Below are 6391 nucleotides of genomic sequence, written 5' to 3' on the forward strand. Positions count from 1 at the left end.
ACTCCATGTCCAAAATGTTCATGGACATAACACGTCTAGTTGCACAAAAACGCAGCTAGACGATCAGGGGCGCGTTTGCCTCACGGTTGTTACGGGTTAAGCGACAAAAAGAAAGCCGCTGGGCGCGACTGCACCTAGCGGACATTCTCTTAATTACCGGATTTTAACCCGTCTTGTGAGAACCAACTGTATATATAGTTTTGTGCAGAAGCAAACTACATATTCGATTACGCGTGCTCTTTCTGACCCTCGCTTCAAAACTTACATACAGGCAGCCGGGGGCTCAGAAAAACAAGCACTTCTGCTCTACCTTTGGAATATCGAGATGGCGGGAGCTGTCGCTGCGACCACAGGTATGGTCGAAGTACAACTCAGAAACAGCATCAATTCACGCCTTCAAACTTGGAATGCATCCCAACCGGTTAATGATCCAAACCGTACTTGTGCGTACACAAGGGACTGGCTAAAGGATCCTGCACCTCGACTTCGCCAGATTATTTCGCCACCACGCAAAAGGCCACTTTGGCAAAAAGCGGAACCAGCCCTACGAGACGAACTTGGCAATTGTGCAAAGCCGAATCCTTCTCATGACGACCTTGTCGCGGCTTTGCCTTTCGGTTCATGGCTTTTCATCTTGCCTCAACCCCAGGTTTCTTCTCCTCAAAATCCCCGGATGCGGATTTGGGACGAGACTCTCAAGCATGCATTTACTGCTCGGAACGCTTCCGAATTCCAGAGCGCTAATCCCGCTGTCATTTACCAGTGGGCAAATGCAGTACGGCACGCACGAAATCGTGCAAGCCATCTAGAACCGCTGCTTGACCCTGGGCAATTGATCCGTGTTCATCGAATATCCGCACGCCTTATGCATTCAATGAACCCCGCTGCCGCATCCTGGCTAGCGGGGCAGCAATACATCCATTCAGTGCTTAAAAGGAAACCCGTGTAGCTACTCCCTTGCCGGGGAGGCGCTGCGGTCGTCGTTACGCACGGGCACCCACTTGAGCACGTAGGCGAGCACGACCACGCCCACGGCGACGGCGAAGGACACCCAGCCGAAACCGGTGGTGAAGCCAGCGATGACGGCGATCGGTGCGAGGATGGTCATGCCGATCTCGAAGGGGGCGAAGCCGACGTAGGCCACGCCGTACTCGTTGAGGGTGCCGGACTTGAGTTTCGGGTCGACCATCTTGAGCAGCGCGATGCCGGTGGCCACGGCGGCGGTGGCCCAGCCCCAGCCGAACAGGCCACGCTCGAGCCAGTTTTCGCCAAAGAAGGTCGGGCCGGCCCACAGCATCCAGACCACGCAGAACACGGTACCCAGGACGAACATGACAACCAGTGCCTGCCAGTAGCCGGCGAGTGCGGCGGGGACGATAGACGCGATGCCGAAGGCGATCATGTAGTCGGTGGCAGCGCCGGAGATGGAGTTGATGGTGGAGCCGTCGAGGTAGTTCGGGCGCCCGGCGAGTCGCAAGGCAAGACGGCCGACCAGACCGACCACGAACGACATGGCGAACAGCGGGATGGACACGTTTGGCCACTGCCCCTTGATCAGCGTGTTCAGCAGGTACGCGATGAGCACGGTGAACACGATGAAGCCGGCGTGCAGTGCGAGCGGTTCGATGGACGACGGGTTGGTGGTGGCTTTGCCGATGGAGGGGCGTTCTTCCTCGTTGCGGATGTAGCCGGTGCGCAGGTCGTCGGGAAGATCGCCCGCGAGCTGGGATGCCTTGCCTTTGCGGATGCCCCAGTTGGCCATGATCACGCCGCCGACAATCGCCACGAGGGTGCCCACGGTGGCGGAGGTGAAGCCGAGAGAGGATGCGCCTTCAACGCCGATCTCCTCAAGCGCGGAGCCGACGGCCGCTGCGGTGCCGAAGCCGCCGACGAAGCCGACGGGCAGCATCATGCCGAACCACGGCTCGGTGCCGAATACGGGTGCGAAGAGGTAGATGCCAAGCAGGATGAATAGGCCCCATTGCCCCATGAACATTGCGGTGGAATAGCCCCACATGTTGCGCGCACCGGTGGCCACGGACCCGCCGAATTGCATCGAGTACGCCATCGACGCGAACACCACCGCGATGAGCAGCGTGGTGTACGTGCCCACCTGGTCGGACCAGTTAATCAGGCCGAGGACTTCCGGCCCGAGGATGAGCCCGATAAGGCCCGCGGTGATCGGTGCAGGCAGCAGCAATGCTTGCAGTACGCGCAGTCGGTTGCGCAGGACGTTGCCGACGATGAGGAGGAGGGAGATCCATCCGATGTCGGTAAGCAGCGTGTATGGGGTGAATTCCATCGCAGCACCTTCCTTTATCCACTTATCGCATATAAAACAGTCTGTACTCTAACCCAGTACGCTGTTTTCATGACTTTTCCGGAGTCCGTTGAGTTGTTGCGCACCCACGGATCGCGCGTGAGTGAGGTGTGGCGCGCGAAGTTCGTGGAGGCGTATCCACACGCGTCGATGATGCTTGCTCCTGGTGAGCGCATGCCGCAGATGCTTATCGACGCCACCACGTGGCTCCTCAGCCACTCCCCCACCGAAACCACCGACCGCCTGCGCGCGATCGCACTGGACCTGCGCCGCACGGGCTTCCCCGCCGAGGAGTACCCGAACGCGATGCAGTTGCTTGGCGACGCCATCCGCACCGTCGCCGTAGACACCGGAGCCGAGGTCGATACCGGTGCCGAGGACCCCACCCCGGCACTTGTGGCGGCGGGCGAGGTGATGCGCAAGGCAGCATCCCAAGCCGACTACGCGGGCGTGCCGGCGGCCTCAGCGGCGCAGGTCACCAGCGTGGAGGAGCGCGACGGGGTGCAGATCGTGCGCCTCGAGGCAGGCACGCGCATCATCTACGCCCCCGGTGAAACGCTGCCCGTAATGTCGCCGGAGGCCCCCGGCATGTGGACCGGACTGATCCCGGCGCTGCCATCGAATCCGTTCGGACAAATGGAGTTTCACATCAGCACCGGCACCGATCTTGCGGTTGCGCCCGGCGCGTGGTTGACATTGGGTGTGGCGCGCGGGGGTCTGCAGGGGTTCGTCGATAAGCAAGTGCTCTTGGTGGCCGCGGGGACGGGGTTGGCTGCGGCGAAGGCGCTGGTTTTTCACTGGTTGGAATGCGAGGAGCGCCCCGATGTGCACCTGGTTTCGGATGTGACGTACGACCGCGCGGCGCTGGACGCGTTGGCTGGCGCGCAGGACTGGCTGGACGTGAGTTGGGTGGTGGAGTCGCGCCTGGGTGCGCCGCTGGAGCAGGTGGTGTCGGGCCCGGGAATGTGGTGGGGTCGCGACGTGATCGTGTGCGCGGACCAGGCACGCGCGGCCGCGATCACGGCAGCGCTTCGGGAGGCCGGGGCCGAAGGCGTGCAGGTCATCGCCCACGACGCGACGCCGGAGTGGTTTAGCGCATCGTAGTGTCCGCGCGGATCTGGCCGAGCGGAAGGCGTTTGCGCTGCTTGGCGGCCTCTTCGGGGTCGATGTCTACGACCAGGGTTTCGGGCCCGTAGCCGGCTTCGGCGATGCGCACGCCGGAAGGGTCGACCACGGTTGAGTGGCCCGCGCCGGTGGGACCGGACGGCTCGCCCGCTTTGGTTTCAAAATCCGGGCGCGACTGGCCAGCGGCCGCGATGAACACCCCGGCGTCGAGGGCGCGCGCGGCGGTTAAGATGCGCCACTGCTCCACCTTGCCGGGCCCGTCGGCCCAGCTTGTGGGTACGACAATGACTTGGGCGCCGCGGTCCGCAAGGGCCTGGAACTGCTCGGGGAAGCGAATGTCGAAGCAGGTGGCCACGCCCACCGTCACGCCGTCGTGCTCGAAGGTGACCAGGCGTTCGCCGGGGCGCACGGTGTCGGACTCGCGGTAGTTGAACGCGTCGTACGTATGAATCTTGTCGTAGCCCTCATGCAGGCCATTTCCCGTGATCAGGGCGGTGTTGTAGACGCGGTTGATGGTTTTCTCGCCGCGCTGCACGGTATCGGCGGGCCGGAACATGCCAGCCACGATGGTCACGCCGAGCTCGCCTGCCAGGTCGCGCATGTTGGTGGCAAATGCGCCGTCGAGGTCCTCCGCCTGCGTATCCAGTCGGCCCTGCTCAAAGGCCTGACTGGCACCCTCCGGCAGCACGATCAGGCTCGCACCTTGGGCGGCGGCGTCGCGCACCAGCGGAGCAAGGTGGGCAAAGTTGTCCATTGTGTCACTGCCTGTGACCGTTTGCACCAACGCGATCTTCATGTGGATAACTTTAGGTGGAGTTCGGGGCAGTTATCCACAGATTTTTCTTCGCCCCTTGTGGTTGTGTGCTGGTGCGCAGAGGATTCGGCCCATGACTCTTGAAATCTCAACACGCACCGCACCCGTCGCCCGCGGCCTCGCCCGCACGTTCACACCGTTACCGTTTGCGCAGGTGGGGGTGTCGCGGACGGCGGAAGCGTTGTCGTCGATACGCAACAGCACGCACATGCTTATCGACGACACCACCGCCCACCTCAACACCCACCTCAATTCCATCGCGCGCTTTGCCCGCGCGGTGGAGGGCGTGGACGCCGACCTGGAAGCGAGGCTTGCGCCATGAGTGTTGCCACGTACCGCCCAGCGCTGGACGCGGCGGAACTCTCGGCGGCAGCGGCCGCGTTGCGCCTTGCCTCTGATGCCGCCCGGGAGCGCGCCGCCCATGTACCAGCCTCGCGCGTGGCGCTGGTGTCCACCGGCTTTCGGGGTGTGGCAGCGGATGCGGCGTACGCGCGGTTAGATGCGTTCGGGTCTGTGTTTGCGCGCGGGGCCGACGACTTGGCCACAGCGGCTGCGCTTGTCTCCACGGCGGCGGGGCTGCAACGGCAGTTGGACGAGGCCGCCATGTTTGCCACCCGCTACCTGCACTCGCGCACCGTGTTGTGGCTCAACGCGATGTCGATGGCGCTGGACCTGGAACTCGCACGGTCCTTGTTGCGCCTTGGCGGGCACGAGCAGGACTACGACCCGCTGTTCGCCCACCCGGATGAGTCGTTTCAGGACCTGCACGCGCGTCATGTGCCGACCTTGCCCGCCGCGACTCGTGCCGCCGTGGAGGCTGCGGGCGGGACCGTTCTCGAGGCCGGCCCTGTCTCCACCACCGTTGTCGTCGGTGACGTTGTGGACCCGGCGCGGGTGATCACCATGGTGGCCGGCGCGACCACGGGCGCGCCCGCGAAGTTGGAGGGTGAGTTGGCAAAGGCGTCGCGGTTGGCGCAGCAGACCGGTGCTGCGGTGGTGGTGTGGCAGGGTTATGCACCGCCACGCTCGGTGCCGCGGGCGGTCTCTCCCCTGCGCGCGTCTGCTGGTGCGGATGATCTGGCGATGTTCCAGGCAGCGCTTGAGGAGCGCTTCCCGGACGCACAGAAGACCGTCGTCTCCCACAGTTACGGCACGCTGCTGGCCACCACGGCGGCGCGCGACCATGGACTTATAGCGGATGACTTATGGGTCCTCGGCAGCGCCGGCGTCGCAGGTGAGCACGTCTCCGAGCTCACACTTGCGGATGAGCACGCCACCGTTCACGTCGTCGATTCACCCCAGGACCCCATCCTGTTGCTGCGCTCTGGGCCGTCGGCGGTGCTCGGCGCGTCGCCGTCGTATGTAGGGTGGGGCGCACAGCGCGTGGAGGGCGTGCGCGGCGGGCACTCCGACTACTTCACAGACCCGGCCTTTGTGTCTGCTTTGCAACAGCGCGCAAGCACAACTTAAGAAATGGCGTTACCATGGCGAACGTTTAAAGAAACTACCTTTAGGAGTCTGATAAACCATGGCAAACTTTGCAGAGCAAGTCGTCGAGCGCCTCGAGGCCCTCGGCATTAAACGCATTTACGGTCTGGTGGGCGACTCGCTCAACCCGCTTTCGGACGCGGTGCGCGAAAGCGACATCGAGTGGGTCCACGTCCGCAACGAGGAAGCCGCAGCGTTTGCTGCCGGTGCAGACTCGCTAGCCACCGACGAACTCGCCGTCTGCGGCGCGTCCTGCGGCCCGGGCAACACCCACTTCGTCCAGGGTCTGTTCGAGTCCCACCGCAACGGCGCGAAGGTACTCGCCATTGCATCGCATATCCCGACGGCCGAGATCGGTTCCTCCTTCTTCCAGGAAACCCACCCGGAGCTGCTGTTCCAGGAGTGCTCCTCCTACTGCGAGGTCGTCCACACCGCCGACCAGGGCATGCGCGTGCTGCACAACGCCCTGCAGAACACGCTCGCCGGCAACGGCGTGTCCGTGATGGTCGTGCCTGGCGACGTCTTCGCCGCCGACACCGCCGACGGCCCCCACACCGCCGACTCCGTCTACGCCACCGGCAAGGACAAGCGCGTCTACCCCGACCCCGCTGAGGCCGCACGGCTTGTCGAGGCCATCAACAACG

The 6391-nt window shown here is 63.6% G+C and carries 6 protein-coding genes; 4 read left to right on the forward strand and 2 right to left on the reverse strand.

All coding sequences use genetic code 11. The features are described 5' to 3' along the window. Window positions 1-949 precede the first annotated feature (949 nt). Window positions 950-2302: a sodium/glutamate symporter gene (locus HMPREF2656_RS04660; protein WP_070452514.1), complete on the reverse strand. Its 1353-nt coding sequence runs from the start codon at window positions 2300-2302 to the stop codon at window positions 950-952. A 69-nt stretch (window positions 2303-2371) separates the two neighbouring features. Between HMPREF2656_RS04660 and HMPREF2656_RS04665 the strand changes: the two genes are divergently transcribed. Further along, the gene (locus tag HMPREF2656_RS04665) at window positions 2372-3424 is read left to right on the forward strand and encodes a ferredoxin reductase domain-containing protein (RefSeq protein WP_070771845.1); all 1053 of its coding nucleotides are present in this window, start codon (window positions 2372-2374) and stop codon (window positions 3422-3424) included. Here HMPREF2656_RS04665 and HMPREF2656_RS04670 read toward each other — a convergent pair. After that, window positions 3411-4241: a carbon-nitrogen hydrolase family protein gene (locus HMPREF2656_RS04670; protein ID WP_070570721.1), complete on the reverse strand. Its 831-nt coding sequence runs from the start codon at window positions 4239-4241 to the stop codon at window positions 3411-3413. The two genes, HMPREF2656_RS04665 and HMPREF2656_RS04670, sit on opposite strands and share 14 nt — an antisense overlap. 91 nt (window positions 4242-4332) lie before the next feature. Between HMPREF2656_RS04670 and HMPREF2656_RS04675 the strand changes: the two genes are divergently transcribed. The 3 genes from HMPREF2656_RS04675 to HMPREF2656_RS04685 form a co-directional block, all read left to right on the forward strand. Next, the gene (locus HMPREF2656_RS04675) at window positions 4333-4581 is read left to right on the forward strand and encodes a hypothetical protein (protein WP_070771846.1); all 249 of its coding nucleotides are present in this window, start codon (window positions 4333-4335) and stop codon (window positions 4579-4581) included. After that, a complete protein-coding gene (locus tag HMPREF2656_RS04680; protein WP_070815992.1) occupies window positions 4578-5729 on the forward strand; it encodes an alpha/beta hydrolase in 1152 nt (383 codons plus the stop codon). Before HMPREF2656_RS04675 ends, HMPREF2656_RS04680 begins: the two co-directional genes overlap by 4 nt. Window positions 5730-5787: 58 nt before the next feature. Continuing rightward, window positions 5788-6391, forward strand: a 604-nt coding sequence (locus HMPREF2656_RS04685) for a thiamine pyrophosphate-binding protein (protein ID WP_246825115.1), incomplete at its 3' end; no start/stop codon positions are given.

Origin of the sequence: Corynebacterium sp. HMSC034B08, assembly GCF_001835805.1 — a bacterium.
Lineage (GTDB): Bacteria > Actinomycetota > Actinomycetes > Mycobacteriales > Mycobacteriaceae > Corynebacterium > Corynebacterium coyleae.

Bases quoted from the DNA above. Each gene is read 5' to 3' on its own strand.
- HMPREF2656_RS04660 (WP_070452514.1), bottom strand. From the start codon at position 2,302: ATGGAATTCACCCCATACACGCTGCTTACCGACATCGGATGGATCTCC.
- HMPREF2656_RS04665 (WP_070771845.1), top strand. From the start codon at position 2,372: ATGACTTTTCCGGAGTCCGTTGAGTTGTTGCGCACCCACGGATCGCGC.
- HMPREF2656_RS04670 (WP_070570721.1), bottom strand. From the start codon at position 4,241: ATGAAGATCGCGTTGGTGCAAACGGTCACAGGCAGTGACACAATGGAC.
- HMPREF2656_RS04675 (WP_070771846.1), top strand. From the start codon at position 4,333: ATGACTCTTGAAATCTCAACACGCACCGCACCCGTCGCCCGCGGCCTC.
- HMPREF2656_RS04680 (WP_070815992.1), top strand. From the start codon at position 4,578: ATGAGTGTTGCCACGTACCGCCCAGCGCTGGACGCGGCGGAACTCTCG.